Source organism: Castellaniella defragrans (genome assembly GCF_014203015.1).
Lineage (GTDB): Bacteria > Pseudomonadota > Gammaproteobacteria > Burkholderiales > Burkholderiaceae_B > Castellaniella > Castellaniella defragrans.
This window is the reverse complement of sequence record NZ_JACHIB010000014.1, coordinates 78536-103910: the sequence shown is the minus strand read 5'-3', so window position 1 is coordinate 103910 and position 25375 is coordinate 78536. Positions and strand designations below refer to the sequence as shown.

23 protein-coding genes are annotated in these 25375 nt (G+C 69.1%); 13 read left to right on the top strand and 10 right to left on the bottom strand.

What is annotated here, in order from left to right; translation table 11 throughout:
* Positions 1-13: 13 nt before the first annotated feature.
* From nuoG to HNR28_RS18860, 9 genes are read left to right on the top strand one after another with little or no spacing between them, the layout of a single operon-like run.
* Entirely contained in the window at positions 14-2344 is a 2331-nt protein-coding gene (nuoG, locus tag HNR28_RS12455; RefSeq protein ID WP_151024071.1) for an NADH-quinone oxidoreductase subunit NuoG, read from the top strand.
* Positions 2344-3417, top strand: a complete 1074-nt coding sequence (nuoH, locus tag HNR28_RS12450; RefSeq protein WP_043680711.1) for an NADH-quinone oxidoreductase subunit NuoH — start codon at positions 2344-2346, stop codon at positions 3415-3417. The genes nuoG and nuoH overlap by 1 nt, the downstream gene beginning before the upstream one ends.
* Positions 3418-3427: 10 nt before the next feature.
* Positions 3428-3916 (top strand): NADH-quinone oxidoreductase subunit NuoI, encoded by a 489-nt coding sequence (nuoI, locus tag HNR28_RS12445; RefSeq protein WP_043680713.1) that lies wholly within the window; start codon positions 3428-3430, stop codon positions 3914-3916.
* A gap of 16 nt (positions 3917-3932) precedes the next feature.
* Positions 3933-4559 carry an NADH-quinone oxidoreductase subunit J gene (locus HNR28_RS12440; protein ID WP_043680718.1) on the top strand — a complete coding sequence of 209 codons (627 nt, stop codon included), beginning with the start codon at positions 3933-3935 and terminating at the stop codon, positions 4557-4559.
* Positions 4556-4864 (top strand): NADH-quinone oxidoreductase subunit NuoK, encoded by a 309-nt coding sequence (nuoK, locus tag HNR28_RS12435; RefSeq protein ID WP_043680720.1) that lies wholly within the window; start codon positions 4556-4558, stop codon positions 4862-4864. Before HNR28_RS12440 ends, nuoK begins: the two co-directional genes overlap by 4 nt.
* Positions 4865-4871: 7 nt before the next feature.
* On the top strand, positions 4872-6956 hold the full coding sequence (gene nuoL / locus HNR28_RS12430) for an NADH-quinone oxidoreductase subunit L (protein WP_151024070.1): 2085 nt from the start codon (positions 4872-4874) through the stop codon (positions 6954-6956).
* A complete protein-coding gene (locus HNR28_RS12425) occupies positions 6953-8455 on the top strand; it encodes an NADH-quinone oxidoreductase subunit M (protein ID WP_151024078.1) in 1503 nt (500 codons plus the stop codon). The genes nuoL and HNR28_RS12425 overlap by 4 nt, the downstream gene beginning before the upstream one ends.
* Before the next feature lie 12 nt (positions 8456-8467).
* Complete coding sequence (gene nuoN / locus HNR28_RS12420) at positions 8468-9952, top strand: NADH-quinone oxidoreductase subunit NuoN (RefSeq protein ID WP_151024069.1); 1485 nt, start codon at positions 8468-8470, stop codon at positions 9950-9952.
* Between the two features lie 16 nt (positions 9953-9968).
* Entirely contained in the window at positions 9969-10556 is a 588-nt protein-coding gene (locus tag HNR28_RS18860; protein WP_244978289.1) for a DUF2818 family protein, read from the top strand.
* A gap of 120 nt (positions 10557-10676) precedes the next feature.
* Here HNR28_RS18860 and HNR28_RS12410 read toward each other — a convergent pair whose 3' ends face one another.
* The 3 genes from HNR28_RS12410 to HNR28_RS12400 all read right to left on the bottom strand — a co-directional run bounded on the left by HNR28_RS12410 (position 10677) and on the right by HNR28_RS12400 (position 13100).
* A complete protein-coding gene (locus tag HNR28_RS12410) occupies positions 10677-11471 on the bottom strand; it encodes a PilZ domain-containing protein (RefSeq protein ID WP_151024068.1) in 795 nt (264 codons plus the stop codon).
* 117 nt (positions 11472-11588) lie between these two features.
* Positions 11589-11855, bottom strand: coding sequence for a hypothetical protein (locus HNR28_RS12405; RefSeq protein ID WP_151024067.1), 267 nt, complete (start codon positions 11853-11855; stop codon positions 11589-11591).
* A 150-nt stretch (positions 11856-12005) separates the two neighbouring features.
* Positions 12006-13100, bottom strand: a complete 1095-nt coding sequence (locus HNR28_RS12400) for an alpha-hydroxy acid oxidase (RefSeq protein ID WP_151024066.1) — start codon at positions 13098-13100, stop codon at positions 12006-12008.
* A gap of 238 nt (positions 13101-13338) precedes the next feature.
* Here HNR28_RS12400 and HNR28_RS12395 point away from each other — a divergent pair, with 238 nt between their 5' ends.
* The 3 genes from HNR28_RS12395 (at position 13339) to serB (ending at position 14955) form a co-directional block, all read left to right on the top strand.
* Positions 13339-13710, top strand: coding sequence for a type II toxin-antitoxin system RelE/ParE family toxin (locus HNR28_RS12395; protein WP_043680734.1), 372 nt, complete (start codon positions 13339-13341; stop codon positions 13708-13710).
* Positions 13703-14026, top strand: coding sequence for a helix-turn-helix domain-containing protein (locus HNR28_RS12390; RefSeq protein ID WP_043680736.1), 324 nt, complete (start codon positions 13703-13705; stop codon positions 14024-14026). The genes HNR28_RS12395 and HNR28_RS12390 overlap by 8 nt, the downstream gene beginning before the upstream one ends.
* Positions 14027-14103: 77 nt before the next feature.
* Complete coding sequence (gene serB / locus HNR28_RS12385) at positions 14104-14955, top strand: phosphoserine phosphatase SerB (RefSeq protein WP_043685896.1); 852 nt, start codon at positions 14104-14106, stop codon at positions 14953-14955.
* On the opposite strand, the gene HNR28_RS12380 is transcribed toward serB, so the two are convergent.
* From HNR28_RS12380 to HNR28_RS12360, 5 genes are all read right to left on the bottom strand, one after another.
* Positions 14952-15302 carry a type II toxin-antitoxin system HicB family antitoxin gene (locus HNR28_RS12380; RefSeq protein ID WP_151024065.1) on the bottom strand — a complete coding sequence of 117 codons (351 nt, stop codon included), beginning with the start codon at positions 15300-15302 and terminating at the stop codon, positions 14952-14954. The genes serB and HNR28_RS12380 overlap by 4 nt on opposite strands.
* Complete coding sequence (locus tag HNR28_RS12375; RefSeq protein ID WP_151024064.1) at positions 15299-15553, bottom strand: type II toxin-antitoxin system HicA family toxin; 255 nt, start codon at positions 15551-15553, stop codon at positions 15299-15301. Before HNR28_RS12375 ends, HNR28_RS12380 begins: the two co-directional genes overlap by 4 nt.
* Before the next feature lie 99 nt (positions 15554-15652).
* Positions 15653-16333 carry a Fe2+-dependent dioxygenase gene (locus HNR28_RS12370; RefSeq protein WP_151024063.1) on the bottom strand — a complete coding sequence of 227 codons (681 nt, stop codon included), beginning with the start codon at positions 16331-16333 and terminating at the stop codon, positions 15653-15655.
* 40 nt (positions 16334-16373) lie between these two features.
* Complete coding sequence (locus tag HNR28_RS12365) at positions 16374-17216, bottom strand: tetratricopeptide repeat protein (RefSeq protein WP_409360331.1); 843 nt, start codon at positions 17214-17216, stop codon at positions 16374-16376.
* Positions 17217-17218: 2 nt separating this feature from the next.
* The gene (locus HNR28_RS12360; RefSeq protein ID WP_249043879.1) at positions 17219-19456 is read right to left on the bottom strand and encodes a TonB-dependent receptor; all 2238 of its coding nucleotides are present in this window, start codon (positions 19454-19456) and stop codon (positions 17219-17221) included.
* 195 nt (positions 19457-19651) lie between these two features.
* Between HNR28_RS12360 and HNR28_RS12355 the strand changes: the two genes are divergently transcribed.
* Complete coding sequence (locus tag HNR28_RS12355; protein WP_151024061.1) at positions 19652-21769, top strand: S9 family peptidase; 2118 nt, start codon at positions 19652-19654, stop codon at positions 21767-21769.
* Here the strand turns inward: HNR28_RS12355 and HNR28_RS12350 are convergent.
* On the bottom strand, positions 21766-23082 hold the full coding sequence (locus HNR28_RS12350; protein ID WP_151024060.1) for an MFS transporter: 1317 nt from the start codon (positions 23080-23082) through the stop codon (positions 21766-21768). The two genes, HNR28_RS12355 and HNR28_RS12350, sit on opposite strands and share 4 nt — an antisense overlap.
* Positions 23073-25223, bottom strand: coding sequence for a TonB-dependent siderophore receptor (locus HNR28_RS12345; RefSeq protein WP_084330522.1), 2151 nt, complete (start codon positions 25221-25223; stop codon positions 23073-23075). Before HNR28_RS12345 ends, HNR28_RS12350 begins: the two co-directional genes overlap by 10 nt.
* Positions 25224-25375: the final 152 nt, after the last annotated feature.

The following is a 25375-nucleotide window of genomic DNA, read 5'->3' as shown; positions in this document are numbered from 1 at the left end:
GTCAGGACACGCCATGGTAGAACTCACCATCGACGGGCTTAAGGTCGAAGCCGCAGAAGGCAGCATGGTCATCCAGGCTGCCCATGCGGTAGGCCTGTACATCCCCCATTTCTGCTATCACAAGAAGCTCAGCATCGCCGCCAACTGCCGGATGTGCCTGGTCGAGGTCGAAAAGGCGCCCAAGGCCCTGCCGGCCTGTGCCACGCCGGTCACCAACGGCATGGTGGTGCACACCCGCTCGCCCAAGGCCATCGACGCCCAGCGCGCGGTCATGGAATTCCTGCTGATCAACCACCCGCTGGACTGCCCGGTCTGCGACCAGGGCGGCGAATGCCAGCTGCAGGACCTGGCCGTGGGCTACGGCGAATCGGCCTCGCGCTACAAGGAACCCAAGCGCGTGGTCTTCCACAAGCCCATGGGCCCGCTGATCTCGGCCGAACAGATGCAGCGCTGCATCCACTGCACCCGCTGCATCCGCGTGGGCCAGGAAATCGGCGGCTACATGGAAATCGGCATGCTCAACCGGGGCGAGTTCTCCGAGATCACCACCTTCGTGGGCGAGGCCGTCGAATCCGAGCTCTCGGGCAACATGATCGACGTCTGCCCGGTGGGCGCGCTGCTGTCCAAGCCCTTCATGATGGGCGCGCGCACCTGGGAACTGGCCCGGCGCCGCTCGATCAGCCCGCACGACAGCGTGGGCGCCAACCTGGTCGTGCAGACCAAGATGGACCGCGTGCTGCGCGTGGTGCCCTTCGAGAACGAGCCGGTCAACGAATGCTGGATCAGCGACCGCGACCGCTTCTCCTATGCCGGCCTGTACGTCGAGGACCGCCTGCAGCACCCGATGGTGCGCGGCTGTGACGGCCAGTGGCACGAGGCCTCCTGGTCCGACGCCCTGCAGTCCGTGGTCACCGGCCTGAAGCAGGTGCGCGAGGACGGCGGCGGCGCCCAGATCGGCGCGCTGGCCACCGAGACCGCCACGCTCGAAGAGCTCGCCCTGCTGGCGCGCCTGACGCGCGCCCTGGGCTCGGACAACATCGACTTCCGCCTGCGCGGCGACGGCGCGGCCTTCGACGCCGTGCGCACCGGCGCGCCCTGGCTGGGCATGCCGATCGCCGACCTGAACACCCTGGACCGCGCCCTGGTGGTGGGCTCCTTCCTGCGCAAGGATCATCCGCTGCTGGCGCAGCGCCTGCGCCAGGCGGCCAAGCGCGGCATGCAGCTCTCCCTGGTGGACAGCGTCGCCGCCGATCCGCTGGTGCCGGTGGCCGGCCGCCTGACGGTCAAGCCCTCGGCCCTGGTATCGGCCCTGGCCGAGATCGCCGTCGCCCTGGCCGCCATCAAATCCCAGCCCGTGCCCGAGGGCCTGTCCGGCGTGCAGCCGGGCGAGTCCGCGCGCGCCATCGCCGCCAGCCTCGCCTCCGGCGAGCGGGTGGCGGTGCTGATGGGCAACCTGGCCCTGGCCGACGACCAGGCCGCGCAGCTGGCGGCCAACGCCCAGGCCATCGCGCAGCTGGCGGGCGGGCGCTTCGGCTTCCTGACCCCGGGCGGCAACACCGTGGGCGGCTACCTGGCGGGCGCCGTGCCGGCCGACGGCGGCCTGGACGCGCGCCGCATGCTGGGCGGCGAGCCCCTCAAGGCCTACCTGGTGCTGCACGCCGAGCCGCGCCTGGACAGCGACCTGGGCGAGCGCGCCGTGCGCACGCTGCAGGGCTCGGCCATGGCGGTGGCCTTCACGGCCTTCCGCTCGGCGGCCGAGGACTGGGCCGACGTGATGCTGCCGATCGCGCCCTTCACCGAGACGTCCGGCACCTTCGTCAACGCCGAGGGCCGCGTGCAGAGCTTCAAGGGCGTGGCCGCCCCGGTGGGTGACACCCGCCCGGCCTGGAAGGTCCTGCGCGTGCTGGGCAACCTGATGGACCTGCAGGGCTTCGACGACGAGACCTCCGAATCGGTGCGCGACACCGTGATGGTGGGCGGCCTGGACGGCCGCCTGTCCAACGAGATCCGCCTGGCGCCGGCCGCCGCGGCCCCGGCCGCCGGCCTGGAGCGCGTGGCCGAGCTGCCCATCTACCGCACCGACGCGCTGGTGCGCCGTTCGCAGCCGCTGCAGGAGCACGTCAATTCCGCGCCGCCGCGCGCGGCGATGAACGCCGCCACGCTGCGGGCGCAGGGCCTGGCGGCCGGGGACGCGCTGCGCGTGTCCACGGCCCACGGCTCGGCCGAACTCGAAGCCGCCCTGGACGACACCGTGGCCGACGGGGCCGTGCGCATCGCCGGGGCCTTTGAACAGACCGCCGCCTTGGGCATGGGCTCGGGCGCAATCCAGGTGGAGCGTCGCTAATGGACTGGTTGAACACCCTCAACGCCTTCGGCACGGGCCTGATCGGCGAGACCCCCTGGCTGGTGGTCTGGACGCTGGTGAAGATCGTCGTCATCGCCGTGCCCATCATCCTGTGCGTGGCCTACCTGACGTACTGGGAACGCAAGATGATCGGCGCCATGCACGTGCGCCTGGGGCCCACCCGGGTGGGCTACCGCGGCCTGCTGCAGCCCTTCGCCGACGTGTTCAAGCTGCTGACCAAGGAACTGATCGTTCCGTCCAAGGCCAACCGCGTGCTGTACATCCTGGCCCCGGTGGTCACGCTGATGCCGGCGCTGGCGGCCTGGGCCGTGATCCCCTTCCAGCCGGAAGTGGTCCTGGCCGACGTCAACGCGGGCCTGCTGTTCATCCTGGCCATCACCTCGATCGAAGTCTACGGCGTCATCATGGCCGGCTGGGCGTCGAACTCCAAGTACGCCCTGCTGGGCGCGCTGCGCGCCTCGGCGCAGATGGTGTCCTACGAACTGGGCATCGGCTTCGTCATGGTGACGGTGCTGCTGGTGTCGGGCACGCTGAACCTGTCGGGCATCGTCGAGGGCCAGACCGTCGGCCACTTCGCCGGCATGGGCCTGAACTTCCTGTCCTGGAACTGGCTGCCGCTGCTGCCGCTGTTCGTGATCTACGTCGTGTCCTCGGTGGCCGAGACCAACCGCCACCCCTTCGACGTGGTGGAAGGCGAATCGGAAATCGTGGCGGGCCACATGGTGGAATATTCCGGCATGGGCTTCGCGCTGTTCTTCCTGGGCGAATACGCCAACATGATCCTGCTGTCGGCGATGGCCTCGATCATGTTCCTGGGCGGCTGGGCCGCGCCGCTGGACTTCGCGCCCTTCACCTGGGTGCCGGGCTGGCTGTGGCTGGGCCTGAAGACCTTCGTGGTGGTGTCCATGTTCATCTGGTTCCGCGCGACCTTTCCGCGCTACCGCTACGACCAGATCATGCGGCTGGGCTGGAAGGTCTTCATTCCCCTGACGGGGATCTGGCTGGTGGTGGTGGCGATCTGGATGCAGACGCCCTGGAACATCTGGCAGTAAGGGGTACGAGATGGAAGCGATCAAGGATTTCTTCGGCAGCCTGATGCTGAAGGAAATGCTCGAAGGCATGCGCCTGACGGGCAAATACTTCTTCAAGCGCAAGATCACGCTGCGCTACCCGATGGAAAAGACGCCGGCCTCGCCGCGGTTCCGCGGCCTGCACGCGCAGCGCCGCTACGCCAACGGCGAGGAACGCTGCATCGCCTGCAAGCTGTGCGAGGCGGTCTGCCCGGCCCTGGCCATCACGATCGAATCGTACGAGCGCGAGGACGGCACGCGCCGCACCACGCGCTACGACATCGACCTGGCCAAGTGCATCTTCTGCGGCTTCTGCGAGGAAGCCTGTCCCACCGACGCCATCGTGGAGACGCACCTGCACGAATACCATGGCGAAAAACGCGGCGACCTGTACTACACCAAGGACATGCTGCTGGCCGTGGGCGACCGCTACGAGTCGGAAATCGCGGCCCGCCGCGCCGCCGACGCGCCCTACCGTTGATGCCGGGAACCCGACCATGAGTTTCGATACCGTTCTGTTCTACCTGCTGGCCATCGTGCTGGTCGTGGCGGCGTTCCGCGTCATCACGGCCTCCAGCCCCGTGACCGGGGTGCTGCACCTGATCCTGACCTTCTTCACCGCGTCCATGATGTGGATGCTGATCCAGGCGGAATTCCTGGCGCTGGTGCTGGTGATCGTCTACGTCGGCGCCGTGATGGTGCTGTTCCTGTTCGTCGTCATGATGCTCGACATGCGCACCGAGGGCCTCAAGCAGGGCCTGCGGGTCTACCTGCCGCTGGGCCTGACCATCGGCGGGATCATGGTGCTGGAGATGGCCTTCGTGCTGCTGCGCTCCTGGGGCGAGGCCCCGGCGCTGCCGGTCCCGGCCGACGACTTCGACAACACCCTGGCCCTGGGCACGGCGATGTACACCCAGTACGCCTACGCCGTCGAGATCGGCGGGGTGGTGCTGCTGGTCGGCATGATCTGCGCCATCGCCCTGACCATGCGCAAGCGCGCCGACTACAAGCGCACCCATCCCGGCAAGCAGGTGCGCGTGCGCGCCGCCGACCGCGTGCGCCTGGTGAGCATGCCCGCGCAGGTCGAGACGGCCGACGCGCAATCCGAAGGAGCCCAAAAATGACCATAGGCCTGAGCCATTACCTGATCGTCGGGGCGATCCTGTTCGCCATGGGCGTGTTCGGCTTCTTCCTGAACCGCCGCAACCTGATCGTGCTGCTGATGTCGATCGAGCTGATCCTGCTGGCGGCCAACATGAACTTCGTCGCCTTCTCCATCGGGTCGGGCGACCCGGCCGGGCAGATCTTCGTGTTCTTCGTGCTGACCGTGGCCGCCGCCGAGGCCGCCATCGGGCTGGCGATCCTGGTGCTGCTGTTCCGCAATCTCAGCACCATCAACGTCGACAAGCTCGACTCGCTGAAGGGGTAGTCACGCCATGTCCGCACAGAATCTGTATCTCCTGATCGCGCTGGCGCCGCTGGCCACCGCGGTGATCGCCGGCTTCTTCGGCACGGGCTTCCTCGGCTCGTGGCTGGGGCGCCGCGGCTCGCACCTGCTGACCATCCTGGGGGTGGCGGTGTCCTTCGCGGGCTCGCTGCTGGTGCTGCAGCAGGTGCTGGACGGCCAGACCTTCGAGGGCACGGTCTACACCTGGTCCATGATCGGCTCGGTCAAGTTCGAGATCGGCTTCCTGATCGATCCGCTGACGGCGCTGATGATGGTGGTGGTGACCTCGGTGTCGCTGATGGTGCACATCTACACCATCGGCTACATGTCCGACGATCCGGGCTACCAGCGCTTCTTCTCCTACATCTCGCTGTTCACCTTCTCCATGCTGATGCTGGTGATGTCGAACAACATGCTGCAGCTGTTCTTCGGCTGGGAAGCCGTGGGCCTGGTGTCCTACCTGCTGATCGGCTTCTACTACGGCCGTCCGTCGGCGGTGTTCGCCAACCTCAAGGCCTTCATGGTGAACCGCGTGGGCGACTTCGGCTTCGTGCTGGGGATCGGCCTGCTGTACGCCTACACCGGCAGCCTGAACTACGCGGAAGTCTTCGCCCAGGTCGACCGGCTCTCGGGCCTGCTGTTCCCGGGCACCGAATGGCACCTGCTGACCGTGGCCTGCCTGGCGCTGTTCGTGGGCGCCATGGGCAAGTCGGCCCAGGCCCCGCTGCACGTCTGGCTGCCCGACTCCATGGAAGGCCCGACGCCGATCTCCGCCCTGATCCACGCCGCCACCATGGTGACGGCCGGGATCTTCATGGTGGCGCGCTTCTCGCCCGTGTTCGAGATGTCGCCCACGGCGCTGTCGGTCATCATCGTGATCGGCGCCTTCGGCGCGCTGTTCCTGGGCATCCTCGGGGTGGTGCAGAACGACATCAAGCGCGTGGTGGCCTATTCCACGCTGTCGCAGCTGGGCTACATGACGGTGGCGCTGGGCGCCTCGGCCTACCCGGTGGCGATCTTCCACCTGATGACGCACGCCTTCTTCAAGGCGCTGCTGTTCCTGGGCGCGGGCTCGGTGATCCTGGGCATGCACCACGATCAGGACATGCGCCACATGGGCGGCCTGCGCAAGTACATGCCGATCACCTGGATCACCATGCTGATCGGCACGCTCGCCCTGGTGGGCACGCCGTTCTTCTCCGGCTTCTATTCCAAGGAACACATCATCGAGGCCGCCGGCGCGGCCAACGTCTGGGGGGCGAACTTCGCCTACTACGCGACGCTGTGCGGCGTGTTCGTGACCTCGCTGTATTCCTTCCGCCTGTACTTCCTGGTCTTCCACGGCAAGGAACGCTTCGACACCGTGCACGGCCCGGCCCACGTCCATCATGACGAAGGCCGCACCCTGGCGGCCCACGGCCATGGCCACGATGCGCACGGGCACGGCGGCCACGCGCACGGCGATCACGGCCACGACGCGCACCACGGCGGCGGCCTGCCCAAGGAATCGCCCTGGGTGGTGACGCTGCCGCTGGCGCTGCTGGCAGTGATGTCGGTGGTGGCCGGCGTCTGGTTCATCGACCCGCTGCTGTTCGACGGCTATTTCGGCAAGGCCATCACGGTAGCGTCCCACCATCCGGCCATGGCCGAGCTGGCCCACGAATGGCACGGCTGGGTGGCCTTCGCGCTGCACGGCTTCACCTCGGTGCCGTTCCTGCTGCTGCTGGCCGGCTTCGTGGTCGCCTGGTACTGCTGGCTGGTGAACCCGTCGGTGCCCGCCGCGCTGGCGCGCAGCCTGGCGCCGGTCTACCGCCTGCTGGACAACAAGTACTACTTCGACTGGTTCAACGAGAACGTCATCGCCCGCTTCGCCCGCGCCCTGGGGCGCGGCCTGTGGCAGGGCGGCGACCGCGGCCTGATCGACGGCCTGATCATCAACGGCAGCGCGCGGCTGGTGGGGGCCGCGGCCGCCACGGCCCGCCTGCTGCAGTCCGGCTACATCTATCACTACGCCTTCGCCATGATCATCGGCATCATGGTGTTTCTCACTTTCTTCGTCTTGATGGTTCACTGATGGCTAGCGAAATGGCGTCCTCTACACTCCCCTGGCTGACCCTCTCGATCTTCGTCCCGATCTTCTTCGGGCTGCTGGTGCTGCTGGTCGGCCGGGACGACAATCCGGGGCCGGCCCGGGTGCTGTCGCTGGTCGGGTCCATCGCCGGGCTGCTGGTGACCATCCCCCTGTACACCGGCTTCAACCCGGACACGGCCGACATGCAGTTCGTCGAGAAGACGCCGTGGATCGAGGCCTTCAACCTCAACTACCACCTGGGGATCGACGGCATCTCGGTGTGGTTCGTGCTGCTGACGGCCTTCATCACCATCATCGTGGTGCTGGCCGGCTGGGAAGTCATCAAGTCGCGCGTGGCGCAGTACATGGCCGCGTTCCTGATCCTGTCGGGCCTGATGGTCGGCGTGTTCTGCGCCCTGGACGGCATGCTGTTCTACGTGTTCTTCGAGGCCACCCTGATCCCGATGTACATCATCATCGGCGCCTGGGGCGGTCCGAACCGCGTGTACGCGGCCTTCAAGTTCTTCCTCTACACGCTGATGGGTTCGCTGCTGACCCTGATCGCCTTCATCTACCTGTGGCACGCCTCGGGTGGGTCCTTCGACGTGGCGACCTGGCACAAGCTGCCCCTGAGCTACACCGAGCAGGTCTTCATCTTCGTGGCGCTGCTGGCGGCCTTCGCGGTCAAGGTGCCGATGTGGCCGGTGCACACCTGGCTGCCCGACGCCCACGTGGAAGCCCCCACGGGCGGCTCCATCGTGCTGGCGGCGATCATGCTGAAGCTCGGCGCCTACGGTTTCCTGCGCTTCTCGCTGCCGATCGCGCCGGATGCCTCGCACAGCCTGGCCGGCCTGATGATCGCGCTGTCGCTGATCGCGGTGATCTACATCGGCCTGGTCGCCATCGTCCAGGACGACATGAAGAAGCTCGTGGCGTATTCGTCCGTGGCGCACATGGGCTTCGTCACCCTGGGCTTCTTCCTGTTCAACGTCACCGGCCTGGAAGGCGCCATCGTGCAGATGATCTCGCACGGCTTCGTCTCGGGCGCCATGTTCATGTGCATCGGCGTCATGTACGACCGCCTGCACACGCGCCGCATCGACGCCTACGGCGGGGTGGTGCACCGCATGCCGCGCTTCGTCACGTACTTCGTGCTGTTCTCCATGGCCAACGCGGGCCTGCCGGGCACCAGCGGCTTCATCGGCGAATTCACGGTGATCCTGGGCGCGGTGCAGTACAACTTCTGGATCGGCCTGCTGGCCGCCTCGGCGCTGATCTGGGGCGCGGGCTATTCGCTGTGGATGGTCAAGCGCGTGGCCTTCGGCCCCGTGGCCAACGAGCAGGTGGACGGCATGTCCGACCTGTGCAGCCGCGAGTTCCTGATCCTGGGCCTGCTGGCCATCCTGACCCTGTTCATGGGCATCTATCCCAAGCCCTTCACGGACCTGATGCATCCCTCGGTGCAAGCCTTGCTGCAGCACGTGTCCATCTCGAAACTGTAGGCCGGAACCACTATGCAAAATCTTTTCGACTTCGCGCTGGCGACTCCCGAGATCGTGCTGCTGGTGCTGACCGGAGCCGTGCTGCTGATCGACGCCTTCGGCAACGAGCCCAGCCGGCGCATGACCTTCATGCTGACCATGGGCACGCTGCTGGTCGTCATCCTGGTGTCCTGGGGGCAGTGGGGCGAAGCCACGCAGGGCCGCACCTTCAGCAGCCTGTACGTGGCCGATTCGCTGGGCCATTTCCTGAAGATCCTGTCGGCCATCGCCGTGGGCGTGACGCTGATCTACGGCCGCGCCTATGCCGAGAAGCGCGACATGGTGGCGCGCGGCGGCGAGATGTATTCCCTGGCGCTGCTCACCCTGCTGGGCGAGTTCGTCATGATCTCGGCCGGCAGCATGCTGACGGTGTACCTGGGCGTGGAGCTGATGTCCTTCGCCCTGTACGGCCTGGTGGCCCTGCGCCGCGATCACCTGGCCTCGGTCGAGGCCGCGATGAAGTACTACGTGCTGGGCTGCCTGGCTTCCGGCATCCTGCTCTACGGCATGTCCATGATCTACGGCGCCACCGGCCAGCTTGGCCTGGTCGAGATCGCCCAGGTGATCCGCGACGGCGGCGCCGACCGCATGCCGCTGGTGTTCGGCGTGGTGTTCATCGTCTCGGGCCTGGCCTTCAAGCTGACGGCCGCGCCCTTCCACATGTGGACGCCCGACGTCTACCAGGGCGCGCCGACCACCGTCACGCTGCTGGTGGGCACGGCGCCCAAGTTCGCCGCCTTCGTCATCACGCTGCGCCTGCTGATCGAGGCCTTGCACGGCATCGCGGTGGACTGGCAGCCGATGCTGCTGATCCTGGCCGTGCTGTCGCTGGCCATCGGCAACATCGTCGCCATCGCCCAGACCAACTTCAAGCGCATGCTGGCCTACTCGACCATCGGCCAGATGGGCTTCGTGTTCCTGGGCCTGCTGTCGGGCGTGTACGAGGGCCAGGCCGGCGCCAGCGCCGCGGCCTACGGCTCCTCGCTGTTCTACGTGGTCATCTACGTGCTGACCACGCTGTCCACCTTCGGCCTGATCCTGCTGCTGTCGCGCCAGGGCTTCGAGTGCGAGGAGATCTCGGACCTCAAGGGCCTGAACCGCCGCAATCCGCTGCTGGCCGGCGTGCTGCTGCTGTCTATGTTCTCGCTGGCGGGCATCCCGCCGCTGTCGGGCTTCTACGCCAAGCTGGTGGTGCTGCAGGCCGTGGTCGGCGCCGGCCACGTCTGGCTGGCGGTGTTCGCGGTGATGTGCTCGCTGATTGGCGCCTTCTACTACCTGCGCGTGGTGAAGATGGCCTATTTCGACGAGCCCGAGGACAGCGTCACGCTGGGTTCGGGCACGCTGGCCACGCGCGGCGTGATGTCCGTCAACGGCCTGCTGGTGATCGGCCTGGGGATCCTGCCGGGCGGCCTGATGTCGCTGTGCGTGGACGTCATCCGCCAGTCTCTGGCCTTCTGACCGGGCGCCCGTCTTCATGTCCCTGACGGCGGCGGTCTGGATCGTCATTCTCTGCGCCCTGGTCATGGCCAACCTGCCGTTCCTGCTGGAGCGGCGGCTGGCGCCCTGGCCCTGGGCGCCGGACGGCGCGCTGTCCGGCCTGGCGCGCTGGGGCCTGGGCCTGGCCTTCCTGGCGGGGATGGCGCTGTGGTGCTGGGGCACGCTCAAGCTGGTGGGCGGGACCTTCGCCGGCGGCGGCGCGACGGCGGGGCTGTTCTTCCTGAAACTGCTGGCGAGCCTGCTGGCGGCCGGCCTGCTGCTGGCCCTGCCGGGCTGGCGCCGGCCGGCGGCGGGCGCGTCCGCGGATACTGCGGCTGGCGCCGCCGCGGCGCGCCATTCGGGCGTCCGGCCGCACGGCGCGGGCGCCAAGTCCTTCTTCGACCGCCTGCTGGAAGTCCTGGTGGGCTACGTGCTGGTCGGCACGCTGGGCTTCGCCCTGGAATTGAACCTGGGCAACGCCTTTCCCCAGCGCTGGGAGTTCTATGCCGTGACCCTGGCCCTGTTCCTGGTGCTGGGCTACCCCGGTTTCGTCTGGCGCTACATGCTGCGCCGCCGGCACGCCTGAATCCGCCCGAGAGCTTGGACTTCGCGGGGCGCAGCGCCTTGCGCCGCCCTGGCGCTCCGGTCCTCGCGGAGCGGGAGAACTGGGCGGGACGGCCGCTGGGTCCACTGACTCATTTCTGGCTCATTGCCGGCTCAATGCCTGGGCGCGCTGCAGCAGCTGGCGCTCGATCCGGTCGATGTACTGCTGGATGGCGACCAGCTGGGGCGGGGCGAGATCCTGCAACTGCGCCGCCGCCGTGTTGACCGTGTGGCGGCCGTCGCGCAGCGCTTCCCGGGCCCGCAGGAGCAGGCAGTCCACCTGGACGGAGGGGCCGTCGGGGAAGTCGAGCCGCCCGTGCACGGTGTGGCCGAGTAGCTCGCCCAGGCGGTCGTCCTTATCCACCAGGCGCAGCCCGCCGGTGCCGAGGTCGTACAGCGGCAGGCAGACGTTGAACACCGGGATGGTGGGGTCGAGAATCGTGAACGTGGCCGGATGCTGCCGGGGAACCCGCACCCGGAAGGACGCCCGCCGCTGCTCGCAGACTTCCGCTTCGGCGGCCGGGCTGGTGCCGAGGCGGGCCAGGTACGCGGCCAGCTGCTGCTGGATGCGCCCGGCCTGCTTCGGCCGCGGCAGGTGATCGGATGGCCCTTCCGGCGGGTTGGCACCCTGGCCCCGTTCGAGGGCGCGGATGCCGCGCCAGGTGATGCCGGCGGTCAGGGCGAGCGCGATCAGGCTGTTGGCGATGAGGCTGCACAGGCTGATCTGGCCGATGTCCGCCGCCTGGATGCCCAGTTCGGACGCCAGGCGTTGATGGTAGGCGGCGAGCGCCGCGGCGCTGTCCTGGTAGGTTTTTTCCCTTTCGCTCGTGTGTTCGCTGGCGATCAGCCGGCTGGCCTGCGCGGGGTGGCGGGGCAGGAGTTCGAGGGCGGCTTCCACATCGGCGACGTAGGGCTGGCGGGCCTGCAGCAGGGCCTGGAACAGGGGGTGCGCTTCGCCTTGCGGCAGCAGCGAAGCCAGCTGCGTCTGCAGGGCGGCATTGCTCTGCGCGATGCCCTACAGATTGGACTGGTAGAAGGTGCGGGCGGCGGGCTCGGCGACCTGGACGTAGGCCCTGGCCTGGCTGTGGCCGAACTCGATCTGCTGCGCCAGGGTGTCGGCCAGCGAGGCGGCCAGGGCGTGCTGCCGGGCCTGCGCCTCCAGGGGCCGGCTGGCGCGCATGTGCCAGAGGCTGACGCCGCCCAGGGTGACGATGAGCAGGAGGAGGCAGAAACACGCGGCCAGCTGCAGCGCGGGCCGGCAAGTGCACAGACCGGGAGGCATGGACAACCCCTTTGAGCAATTTACTAATAAATTAGTAACAACAGATGGGTAACGAGGATCCTGGCCAGCAAAGCGTGAAAAGTTACTACGGATGTGATGATTTGTACAGAGACCTTCCATGGAGGCCTTTCCGCGTACCGGGTCTTGCTTTCATCGGGGTGGCGGCGCGGCGAGCACCGAAGGCCCGATGTCGGCCAGCGTGCGGCAGCCCGTCAGGGCCATCGCCACTTCCAGTTCCCCGCGCAGCACCTGGATCAGGTGCGCCAGGGCGGGCGCGCCGCCCGCCGCCAGGGCATGCAGCGCGGGCCGGCCGATCAGCACGCCCCGGGCACCCAGCGCCAGCGCCTTGAGGATGTCCGTGCCGCGCCGGATGCCACCGTCGGCCAGGAGGGGGATGCGGCCCGCCACGGCCCGCGCCACGGCCGGCAGGGCCTCGCAGGTGGACGGCAGGGTGTCCAGGCAGCGGCCTCCGTGGTTGGACACGATCAGGCCGTCGATGCCGTGCGCCAGGGCCAGGCGCGCGTCCTCGGGGTCCAGCACGCCCTTGAGCCACAGCGGCGTGCCGGCGGGCAGGTGTTCGCGCAGCCGGGCCACGTCGTCCCAGGTGGGAACGGATTCCAGCAGGCCGCTGCCGAACAGCGGGCTGCCGCCGGCGGGCGCCGGCCGGGCGGCGGGCGGCGAAAGGCCTTCCAGGTGCACGCTGCGGATGTGCGCCGGCGGCCGGAAGCCGCTGCGCTGCTCGGCGTTGCGCACGCCGTTGACGGGCGCGTCCACGGTCAGCACCAGGGCGCGGGCGCCGGCCCGCAGGGCGCGCGCCGCCAGGGCCAGGGTGTCCTCGCGGCGGACCTGGGCATAGAACTGGAACCACAGCAGGGGCGGCTCGGGCAGCGCGGCCAGGGCTTCGATGGCGGTGCCGGACTGCGCGCTCAGGACGTAGGGCGTGCCGGTGGCCGCGGCGGCCAGGGCGGTGGCGGTCTCGCCGTCCGCATGGACCAGGCCGTGCCAGGCGGTGGGGGCGATCAGGATCGGATGCGCCAGGGCCTGGCCGCCCAGTTCCAGGCGGGTATGGGCGCCGGCCAGCGGCCGCAGCACGCGGCCGCGCAGCCGCAGGGCCGGCCAGGCGTCGAGATTGGCCCGGGTCGTGCATTCGTCCGCGCCGCCGGATTCCAGCCAGGCCCAGGTCGCCGGGTCCAGGCGCGCGCGGGCGAGTTCGGCATAGTCCTGGGCGCAGAGGGGAGCGGTCATGGGCGAGGCACCGGTGTCGTGACGTGAAGCCTGAAGAATGCCACAGAGTCGCCGGGGGCGGGGTGGGAGGGCATGTCCTGACCCGCAGCCCGTATTTCCCCGCAGTGGCAAACACGATCAAAACCGGTCCGATTGCCTTTCGACTCGGCGTCGGAGTCCGCATCATGGTTTCCGGACTGTTGCAGTCATGGACATCGTGAATGAATAATGCCACTGAGTGGTATGCTATGGGGAAGCGATGCGCATCTTCAAAACCCGCCACTTCCAGCGCTGGGTGCGCAAGACGGCATTGAGCGATGCCGCTTTGCGCAAGGCTGTCCAGGAAATGACAGCCGGATTGATCGACACCGATCTTGGCGGTGGCGTGGTGAAGAAACGCATCGGACTGGCCGGGCGCGGCAAGCGAGGTGGGGCGAGAACGCTGGTCGCCACCAACAAGGGCAACCGCTGGTTCTTCCTGTTCGGCTTCGAGAAGAGCGAGCGGGACAACATCGGTGGCGATGAATTGCAGGCCCTGCAGGCCTACGCTGCTGACTTGTTGCTGCTCTCCGCCGCGCATCTGGATGCAGCCGTAGCCGACGGCGCCTTGCTGGAGATCACCGATGACTGAAAAAGCCCGATCCAGGAGCCGCATGATGGATGCGGTGCATGAAGGCGCCAGTGATCTGCATCGCCTGGGGTTCATCGACAAGCGCAAGATGCGGAAATACGACGTGCTGTGCCTGGAACCGGTGCGGAACTACGATGCCGCCAGAATCAAGGCGCTGCGCGAGCGTTTGCAACTGAGTCAGGCCGTTCTGGCCTCGGTTCTCAATACCAGCGCATCTACCGTCCGAAAATGGGAGGTGGGTGACAAGCGCCCCAGCGGCCCATCGCGAAAATTGCTCGATCTCATCGAGCGCAAGGGACTGGAAGCCGTGCTCTGAATCCGAGGCGGGCTACGGCGCGAGGCAGGTCGTGTGCAGACGGTAAAATGGCCGCGCTGATTTCCAAGGACCTCCATATGGCACACATCATCCTGCAGGCGCCGCGCCTGTCGGCGGCGGATATCGAACGGCTCGCGGCCGTGGCCTGCGCGAGCGGGGTCCAGGAGCTGGGACCCACCGCCGTGCGCCTGCTGGACGTGGATCCGGACTGCCGGGACGAGGCCCTGGCGCAGGCCGCGGCCGCGCGCATGGACGCGGCCTGGCTGGACACGGTGCATCGCCTGGCGGACTGCCGGGTACTGGCCATGGACATGGATTCCACCCTGGTCAACATCGAGTGCATCGACGAGATCGCCGACGCCGTGGGCCGCAAGGCCGAGGTCGCCGCCATCACCGAGGCGGCCATGCGCGGCGAGATCAAGGATTTCGCCGAAAGCCTGCGCCGCCGCGTGGCGCTGCTGCGCGGCGTGCCGGAAACCGCGCTGGAGCAGGTCTTCACCCAGCGCCTGCGGCTGAACCCGGGGGCCGAGCGCCTGATCGAGGTCGCCCGCGCCCATGGCCTGAAGACCCTCCTGGTGTCCGGCGGATTCACTTTCTTCACCGAGCGCCTGCGCCGCGGGCTGGCGCTGGACGAGGCCCATGCGAACACCCTGGAGGTCGCGGACGGCGTGCTGACGGGCCGGGTGCTGGGCGACATCGTCGACGGCGCCGCCAAGGCGGCCCACGTGCGCGCGCTGGCGCAGTCCACGGGCGCGGCGCCCGAGCAGATCATCGTGCTGGGGGATGGCTCCAACGACCTGCCGATGATGGCGCAGGCGTTCTATTCAGTGGCCTACCGGGCCAAGCCCGTGGTGCGCGCCCAGGCGCGCTTCGCCCTGGATCACAGCCCGCTGGACGCGGTGCTGAACTGGTTCCGGCTGCGGCATTAGGCCGGGGCGTGGGCGTGCTCCAGCGCTTCCTGGAGTATGCCGGACACCCATTGGTTCAGGCTTTCTCCCCGGGCGGCGGCGGCCAGGGCGGCGGCCTCGTGGAGGCCGGGGGCGACGCGCAGCACGAACCGGCCGGAGTAGTGCTTGCGCGGCTCGATCCCGCGCCGCCCGCATTCGTCCAGGAAGACCTGGAGCGACTGTTCGCCCTGCTGGCGCAGTCCGGCGATGTCGGCCGCATAGAAATCGGCCCCGCCGTTGAGTCCGACGAATTCGCCGCGGAACATTTCCAGGTCCGGATCGTAGGTGATGGCGGCCTGGTGGCCGCCGATCGTCATGACGTTTTTCATGGCCGTACTCCGTGTGCTGCGGGCCACCGGCGCTGGGAGGCGATGGCGCCCTTGTCCATGTCCGGCGAGGGATGGGGCCGGTGCAGGACCCTCATCTGCCCGAGCAGGAAGATCGAGACGCGGGAACCTTCGCGCTCGGTGATCTCCGCGCCCAGTTCGGTCAGCAGCGCCTTGGCGTCGGCCCATTTCACCCCTGCAGGGATGGGTTTGGAGAAGATGAGCGCCAGGGTCTTGCGATGCCGGATTTCCATTTTGGATGATACTAAAAAACAGTATTCCTAGAAAGCGGATCCCCGCGGCCGTGCCGCATCGGCCGCGGCGGCATGGAGGGCGGGGGCGGGGTCGGCGCCTTACGGCTCCGACCACAGGCGCAGCAGGTTGTGATAGACGCCGGTGAGCTGGGCGACGGTTTCGGGGTCGGCGCCGGCCTGGATCAGGCGCTGGATGGCGACGTCCTGCTGCAGCAGCAGGGCGCGGCGGCCGTCGTCGCGCACCAGGCTCTGGGTCCAGAAGAACGAACCGTAGCGCACGCCCCGGGTGACGGGGGTGACGCGGTGCAGGCTGGTGCCGGGGTAGACCACGGCGTGGCCGGCGGGCAGCTTGACGCGCTGTTCGCCGTAGGTGTCCTGGATGACCAGCTCGCCGCCCTCGTATTCGTCGGGGTCGCTGAAGAACACCGTGGTGGACACGTCGGTGCGGATGCGCTCCGGCGTCCCGGGCACCTGGAAGATGGCGTTGTCGATGTGGAAGCCGTAGTGCTCGCCGCCTTCGTAGCGGTTGAAGCGCGGCGGCAGGATGCGCGCGGGCAGGGCGGCGGACTGGAAGACGGGGTGCCGGCTCAGCGCCTGAACGATGTGCTCGCCGATCCGCCGGCCCGTGGGGTCGTCCAGGGCCAGCTGGCGGTTGGCCTTGATGTGGGCCGCGACATGGCCCGCCGTCCGGCGGCCGTCCGTCCACGGCGCGGCCTCCAGGGCGGCGCGGCATTGCCGCACTTCGTCGGGGGACAGCAGGTCGGGGATGGAGATCAGCATGGCGGCGTTCGGGTCGGGTGTTGGGCGCGGGCGGCGAAAGTCAGGTCCGCGGGCCGGCGATCCCCGCGCCGGGCGGAGGCGTGCCCGGATGCCGCTCGTAGATCCGGATCAGGCGCCGGATCGAATCGGCGGTTTCGGCAGCGAGCGCTGGCGCGGCCCGGTCTTCGGGTTCGATCCAGGCCCGCAGCCAGGCGGCCGCCTTGCGCAGAAAGGCCGGGGTGGCGGTGTCCGGGACCCGCTCCAGCCAGGGCAGGGCCTGGTCCGGCCGGCCGCGCGCGACGAGCAGGCGGGCGGCGTTGAAGCGGCCGCGGAAGTCGCCGCCCTGCGCCGCCCGCAGATAGTGCGCCAGGGCGGCGTCCTCGTCGCGGTCCACGACCCAGCCGTCCTCGTGGAAGCTGCCGATCATGTTGCTGGATTTGGCGTGGCCCAGCGCGGCCGCCTTGCGGAACCAGTCCAGCGCGGCGGCGCGGTCCGCGGGGATGCCCTGGCCCAGGGCCAGGGCGGTGGCGTAGTTGTACATGCCCCAGTCCAGGCCGCCCAGGGCCGCCAGGCGGAACCAGTACGCGGCCAGCAGGGGGTTGGCCGGAACGCCCCAGCCGTGGGCGTGGCACTGGCCCAGCATGTTCAGGGCCATGGGCTCGCCCTTGCGGCTGGCGTGCTCGAACCACTGCACGGCCTGGGCCGGGTCGCGGGCGACGCCCCGGCCGTCCAGCAGCCATTGGCCGTACACCAGCTGCGCCTGGACGACGCCGCCCTCGGCGGCCGCGCGCAGCGTCGCGGCCGCCTGTTCGGGCGGGCCGGCCAGGATGCGTTGCAGGTCGGCCGCCAGGGCCTCCGGAGAGGCCTGGTTGATGGCGCGGCTGTCCAGCGCGGCGCTGTCCACGGTCAGAAGTGCAGGTTCACCGTGGCGACGGCCGAGCGTCCCGGAGCGATGGAGGCGTAGTGCGACGGGTAGGCCTTGTCGTAGTAGGTCTTGTTGAACAGGTTGTTCACGTTGACCTGCAGGTCAACCGTCTTGCTGAACCGGTAGCTGGCCATGGCGTCGAAGCGCCAGTAGGACGGGATGCTGACGGTATTGGCCTCGTTGCCGTATTGCTTGTCCACGAAGTAGGCGCCGACGCCGGCCGTGAACTGCGGCGTGAAGTCGTAGGTGTTCCACAGGCTGAAGCTGCTTTCCGGCGTATTGGGGAAGACGTTGCCCTCGTATGCGCTGTTCTTGCCGCTGTCGCCGATGCGGCTCTTCAGGTAGGTGTAGCCCGCATAGACCTGCCATTCCGGCGTGATGTTGCCGGATGCGCCCAGCTCGAAGCCGTCCACGCGCTTGTCGCCCGCCATGGCGTAGGTGTTGTCGGGCAGGGTGATGCGCGCATTGGTCGTCTCGACGCGGAACACGGCGGCGGTCAGGCCCAGGCGCCCATCCAGGACGTCCCACTTGGTGCCCAGTTCCATGGTGCGGTTCTTTTCCGGCGCCAGATCGGCGGCATTCAGGCCCACGCCGCCACGTCCCGGGGTCAGGCCCTGCGTTTCGCTGCCTTCGCCCATGGTGGCGCCCGCCGGGGTGGACGAGGTGCCGTAGGACACGTAGATGCTGCCGTTGGGGGCCGGCTTGTAGACCAGGCCGAGCTGGTAGTTGAACAGGGTGTCGTGGCGGTCGACGCGGTCTCCGCCCGTGGGGTCCCGATGCGTGGCGTAGTCATCCACGCGCAGCCCCAGCGTCGTCTGCCAATGTTCGTTGAATTCGATGGTATCGAAGCCGTAGATCGACTTGGTCAGGGTGCGGGTGTAGGTGGGGGTGCCCTTGGGGCCGCCGTTCAGCGGATTGACCCAGGGATCGCCCGGGTTCGGGTCGTAGAGGCTGGTGCAGGTGTAGTTGCCGGCCGCGCCGATGCCGGCGGGGCACTTGCTGTTGCCGCGGTCCACGTTCAGGCTGTCCGAACGCGCATCTTCCACCGACAGTTCGAGCCCCGTCAGGAAACGGTGCTTCAGCTGGCCGGTCTGGAATTCGCCCTGCAGTTCCGTCTGGTTGGCCCAGGTGCTGACGCGGCTGTCGCGCGTATTGGTGCGGCGCCAGACCATGCCCTTGTTCACATTGCCCTGGCTGTCGTCCGGCTGCGTCCAGACGTACCGCTGCGTGCCGCGCGTATAGCGGGTCCGGTTGCGCAGGGTCAGGCGGTCGCTGAAGTCGTGCTCGGCCAGCAGCGTGCCCATGTCGTTGCGCGTGCGGCGGTAGTCGCTGTCCAGGCCGTAGAAGTTGTCGCGGTCCACGCTGGTGATCGGGCTGCGATGGAAATCCGGATCGCTGGAGCCCTTGGGGGAGATCGTGTACGGAATCCCGCCGTCGGGCGTATCGTCCGATTCCATGTGGTAGTAGCTCAGCGACACGCGCGTGGGCGTGCCCAGGCCGAAGGAGATCGTCGGCGCCACGCCCCAGCGCTTGTAGTCCACGGCATCCCGGCCATCGACGTCCTGGCTGTGGTTCATGGCGTTCAGGCGGAAGGCGGTGGATTCGCCCAGCTGCCAGTTGCTGTCCACGGTCTGGCGGAAATACTTGGCGGTGCCGAATCCGGCCGACACGTCGGTGAAGTCGCGCAGCTTGGCGGTCTTGCTGATCAGGTCGATGCTGCCGCCCGCGCCGCCGCGGCCCGCGTAGGCGCCGTCCGCGCCCTTGATGACCTCGACCTGTTCCAGGTTGAAGACCTCGCGGGAAGCGGCTCCGATGTCGCGCATGCCGTCGACGAAGGTGCTGGACTGGGCGTCATAGCCGCGGATGAAGGGGCGGTCGCCCAGGGGGTTGCCGCCTTCGCCGGCGCCGAAGGTGATGCCCGGGGAATTGCGCAGCACGTCGGTCAGCGTGGTGGCGGCCTGGCTCTGGATCAGTTCCTTGGGGATGATTTGCAGGGATTTGGCCGTGTCCAGCACGGGCGCGGTGAACTTCTCGGAGGCGGATTCCTTCACCAGGAAGGGTTCCGGCCTTTCGCCCTGGACCTTGATGGGGCTGAGCTGGGCCGGGTCCGTGTTCTGGGCCTGGGCGGCCTGCGGCAGCAGGAACAGGCCGGGGGTGGCCAGCGCCGTGGCCAGGCCGCCGGCCAGCTTGCCCGTCCGGGACTCTAGAGTGTCTTCCACGCAAAATCTCCCTGAAATGGTAAATACCATGAAAATAATTCTCAATTAGGGATGGAATTCTAAACAAGAATTGTTCGTAGTTCAAATTGTGTGGGAATTATGAAAGAATGATAAGTTTGAAGTAGGCGGGCCGCTCCAGCCGGGGTGCGGACCGCCGCCTCGCCGGGCCGCCCGGCGGGATTCCGCCTCCCGATCATGTCCTCTGCCGCATCGTTCCGTCCCGCCGCCTGGCCCGCGACCGCTCCTCCCGTCGCGCCCCGCGAACCCCATGAAATCCGCCAGCTCGGGCGCGTGCGCACCGACGCCTATGCCTGGATGCGGTTCGTTCCCGCCGCCGGCACGCGCACGCTGGACACCCTGCCGCCGCGATTGCGCGCGCACCTGGAAGCCGAGATGCGATATGCGCGGGACGTCCTCGGTCCCCTGGAGCCCGCCGTCCGGTGGTTTTACGAGCGCCTGGCGGGCGGCGCGCCGGAGGTCCGCGAGCCGCTGTCCGACTCGCCCGCGGGCTGGCGCTACCACGCCGCGGTGCCCGAGGGCGGCGCGCATCGCGTCTTTGCGCGCACCGGCGTGGACGGGCGGACGCAGCGCCTGCTCGACGAGGCCGCGCGCGCCGGCGGCCATGCCTACTACCGCGCGACCGACCATCAGCCCAGCCCGGACGACCGCTATTTCGCCTGGGCGGAGGACGTGGTCGGCGACGACCGCCACCGGATCTGCGTGCTCGACACGGAGAGCGGCGCCCTCCGCACCCTGGTGGCGTCCGACGCGTTCGGCTACGGCGGCTTCGCCTTTTCGCCCTCGTCCCGCTACCTGTTCTGGATCTGGCGCGACGCGCACAGCCGCCCCGCGCGCCTGTACCGGTCCCCGGTCGAGGGCGGCGAGCCGGTGCTGGTCCACGAGGAGCGCGATCCCGCGATCTTCATGCGCGTGGCGCGCACGGCCGCCGGCCGCTTCGTGGCGCTGACGCTGGCCGGCCCGGACACCGGCGAGGTGCGCCTGATCGCCGCCGACGCCGAGACGGAGCCGCCCCGGCCGGTGCGGCCGCGCCGGCGGGGCGTGCGCTACGAGGTGGACGAGTGGAACGGCGCCCTGCTGATGCTGACCGATGCGGACGGCGCGTTCGACCGCAAGCTGCTGCGTCTCGATCCCGCCACGCTGGCCGTGCGCGACGAACTGGTGCCCCACCGCCCCGGCGTGCCTGTCGTCGCGGTCCGGCCCTTCGCCGAGGCGCTGGCGCGGCTGGAACGCGTGGACGGCCTGCTCCGCCTCGTGCTGATGCATCCCGACGGGCGCGAAACCCCCATCGGCTTCGACGAGCCCGCCTGCAGCCTCGAACTCGCCGCTTCCCAGCCATATGGCGCGAAGCGGGTGCGCATCATGCGCCAGACGCCGGCCAGCCCGCCGCGCTGGCTGGACGTGGACCTGGCGAGCGGACGGTGCGAGGAGGCGGGGCGGGCCGATCCGCGCGGCTTCGATCCGGCTGCGTACCGCGTCGAGCGCCTGGAGGCGCGGGCGCCCGACGGAGAGATGGTTCCCGTCACCGTGCTGTCCCGCCGGGATGCGCGGGGGCCGCAGCCCCTGCTGCTGACGGGCTACGGCGCCTACGGCATCGCCCGGGAACCCGATTTCTCCTGGCCGGCGGCCGTGCTGGTCGATGCGGGATTCCGCCATGCCATCGCGCACGTGCGCGGCGGCTCGGAGAAAGGCGCGCGCTGGTACCGGGACGGATGCCGCGGGCGCAAGCGCAATTCCATGACCGATTTCATCGCCTGCGCGCGCCACCTGGTGGAGATCGGCTACGCCGCGCCCGGCCGGATCGTGGCCCACGGCGTGTCGGCCGGCGGGCTGCTGGTCTGCGGCGCCATGAACGAGGCGCCGGAGCTGTGGGCGGGCGTGATCGCCCAGGTGCCTTTCGTGGACATGCTCAACACCATGAGCGACGCCGGCCACCCGCTGGTGCCGCTGCTGCGGCCGGACTGGGGCGATCCGCTGGCCGATCCCGCGGCCTACGACTGGATCGCCGCGATCTCGCCCTGCGAGAACGTCGGCCGGGCCGCCTATCCGCCCCTGCTGTGCACGGCCGGGCTGAAGGACGACCGCGTGCCCTACTGGGAGCCGGCCAAGCTGGTGGCGAACGTGCGCCATCGGGGGACGGGCGGCAATCCGGCGATCCTGGTGCTGGATCCGGACAGCGGCCATCAGGGCAGCGACGACCGGGACCGCGCGTTCGCGCAGGCGGCGCTGTTCTGGGCCTACGCCTGCCGGTGCGCGGGCGTGCCGGTGCCGCCCGGCGGCGCGGACCGTCCCTAGGCGGGACGGCTGGCGGCCAGTCCCCGTTCCCGCCGCGCGCGCAGGACGGTGCGCAGGGCGCAGCCGGCCGACACGGCCAGCGCGGGCAGGGCGACCGCGGCGGCGGCGTCCAGCATGCGCCGCTCGAACAGCCAGTCCGAAAGCGTGCCCGCGAGCAGCGGGCCGGCTGCGCCGAACAGCGAGACGACGAAGCTCCAGATGGCGAAGCAGCGCGCCCTCAGCGGCGCGGGGGCCAGGTCCTGCAGCATGGTGGGCACCAGGGCGTTGGCCGTGCAGGTCAGGAACAGGAACAGCCCGGCGGCGACGAAGGCGTGGTCGAGCGTGCGCACCGAACCCAGCAGCAGGAGCACCGGCATGGCCGCGATCACCGACAGTCCCATGATGAGGGGGCGCGCCGCCTGTCCGATGCGCCGGGCCAGAGCGCGGTCCAGCAGCCCGGCCGCCGGCAGGCAGCCCACGCTCGTGGCCAGGATGATCAGGCCCATGGCGTGGCCGATGTCGCCGGGCGCCGCGCCGAACCGGCGCTCCAGCGCCAGCGCGATCAGCTGGTTGAGCGCCTGCACCGCGGTGATGAGGCAGCCGGCCGTGCCGACGAACAGGCCGACGGCCCGCCAGCGCAGCCGCAGGAACAGGCGCAGCGACGAGGCCGCCGCGAGATCCGCCGCCGCGGTGCGCCGGGCGGGATCGGCGGTGAGCGTGCCGAGCAGCAGCAGCGGCAGGCCGGCCAGGCCGAGCAGCAGGAAGGCCTTGCGCCAGGGTTCCGCGTCCCGGGCGAACAGCGCGTCCGCCGCGGACAGGAGGGCGCCGCTGAAATAGAAGCCGCCGCTCGCCCCGGCCGCCACCAGGGCCGCGAAGCCGAGGTTGGCCGCCACCCGGTGCCGTTCCGGCGCGAGGTCGGGAATCATGGAATAGACCAGCGGGACCATGGCGAATTCGGTGATGCCCGCCGCCGAGCGGCCGATGAAAAAGAGCGGGAAGTCGCGTGCGAGCCCGCTCAGCGCCATCATGGCCGACGAGGCGGCGATCAGCCACAGCAGCACCCGCTTGCGCGAGAACCGGTCCGAGAAGCGCGCCAGCGGGATCGCCAGCGCGCTGCCGATCAGGACGCCGGCCAGGCCCTGCAGCGCGCCCAGGGCGGCGTCGCCGACGCCGAAACTGCGCTGGATGGCGGACAGCGACACGGCCTGCAGCCCCATGTCGCCCAGCTGCAGGCCGGCGGCGATGCCGAGGAAGGCGACCGTGAAAACGCCCCGCGAAGCCCAGGCGGCGGGCTCGGCGGGGCGATGCGGCGCGGTCTCCGGGCTCAGCGCCATTGATACTGGAGCTGCATGTCGATGGTGCGTTCGCCGCCGTAGTAGCAGTAGAAGTCGCAGCCGCTGACGTAGGTCTTGTCGGCCAGGTTGCGCGCGTTCAGCTGCACGGCCCAGTTGCGGTCGATCTGGTAGCGCGCCATCAGGTCGAACAGGGTGTAGCCGGGAATGGTCTCGCCGGGGTAGTACTGCTGGTCCTCGGTCGGGCCGTTGTAGCGCGCGCCGGCCGCGAGCGTGAGCGCGCCGCCGTTGGGCAGGCCCAGGCGGTGGCTCAGCCAGAGGCTGGCCTGGTGCCGGGGAATCAGCGGCGTGCGGACCGTCTGGCCGCCGTTGACGTCCTGGCGCGAATGGTTGTAGGTATAGGACACCCTGAGGCGGGTGGCGGGCGTGAGATCGAAATCGCCCTGCAGTTCCACGCCGCGGTTGGTGCGCTTGCCGCTTTGCGACTGGATGTTGGACGCGTCCGAGATCAGGGCGTTGCGCTCCTCGACGTCGAAGTAGGCGAGCGTCAGGGTGCCGCCCAGCCAGTCGGGGTCCAGCTTGATCCCGGCTTCCTTCTGTTTCCCCACGTAGGGCTGGTAGGTGTTGCCGTAGCCGTCGACGCCGGCGATGGGCTTGAACGATTCGGAATAGCTGACGTAGGGCGAGACGCCGTAGTCGCTGACGTACATGGCGCCGACGTTCACGCTGTTGCGGCTGACGTCGTAGCCGGAGTCGACGCCGGCGATCATGCCGTCGCTGCGGGCGCGGTCGTGGCGGATGCCGGCGTTGAAGTTCCAGTGCGAGCCGACGCGCGCCTGGGCGGCGGCGTACAGGCCGAGCTGGTTGGTGCGCAGTTCGTAGGGCGGCGCGGAGAGCGGGAAGGGCTGGCCGTAGACCGGATCGAACATGTCCAGGTTCGGCACCCAGCCGAAGCCGTTGTTGCTGCCCGAGGTGTCGGACTTCAGGTAGTCGATGCCGACGACGGGCAGGATCTCCACCGACTCGCCCAGGCGCACGCGGCCCTTGATGCGGTTGTCGATGTAGTGGTTGCGGGTGCTGCCGTCGGTGAGCGAATAGCCGCGCAGCAGTTCGCGGTTGCCGTCGGAGCCCCAGGCGAACACGTTGCGCTGGTCGATGTCCAGGTGCGAGAACCTGTAGTTCTGCATGAAGGTCCAGTCCGGGGCGAACGTGTGGCTGAACAGCCAGCCGGCGCTGGCCTGCGTGCGCTTCAGGTGGTCGAAGCCGGGTTCGCCCGCGTTCAGGCGCCGGTCGATCTTGCCGTAGGGGGTGCCGATGACGGTGCCGTAGGCGGGCAGGAAGCCGTTGGTCGGGCGGCCGTCCTCGCGCTGGATGCTGGCGAGCAGCGTCAGAGAAGTGCGCTCGCTGAAGTCGATGGTCAGGCTGGGCGCGAGGTAGTAGCTCTTCATGTCCGTCTGCCGCTGCATGCCGTCGGCGCGGCGCGCCTGGGCGACGATGCGGTAGTAGACGCTGCCCGCCTCGTTGGCGAGCCCGTTGTAGTCGATGCCCAGGCCCAGGCGGCCGCGGTGGCCGGCCTCGGCGTTCATCCGCAGGGATTCTTCCTTGTGGGGCCGCTTGGTCACCAGATTGACCACGCCGCCCGGCTCGGAGGCCCCGAATTCCAGGGAGTTCGGCCCCTTGAGCACTTCGACCGACTCGATGCCGAAGATCTCGGGCTTCCAGACGAAGAAGCCGTTCGGGGTCGTGGGCGTGCCGTCGAGCGAGACGGAGGCGTCGAAGCCGCGGATCTTGAACCACTCGACCTTGTTGTCCGCGCCGAAGGGTTCGCTGAGGATGCCCGCCTGGTATTGCAGGGCCTCGTCGAGCTTGCGGGCGCCTTGGGCCTCGATGTCCTTGGCGCTGATCACGGCGCTGGAATTGGGGGCGTAGAAGTCCAGGCCCTGCAGGTCGTCGACGGTGCCGACGACGGTGACCGCGTCGAGTTCGCCGACGGCGCGGCCGCCTGCGCCGGCGGCCTCCGGCCGGGCCGCCGGCGCCGCGCTTCCGGACCGGATCGCCGGGGCGTCGGCGTTGGCCGCATCCGTCGCGGCGTTCTGCGCATGGCCGGGGGCCGATGCCAGCGCCAGGCACCCGGTCGCAGCGAGCGCCGCCCAGGCCTGGAGTCTATGGATCGATTTCCGCATGTCTTTCCTGCTTGATGGTCGGTGGAGGAACGGAAAGGGAGGGGAAGGCCCGGGCGGATCTTCTGGACCCGGCGGCGGCTTCGACGCGAATTTCCTCTCGGAGGCGGGAGCGGCGCGCAGGCGATTGGCGTTGGCGTGCGGATCCTGCCAGG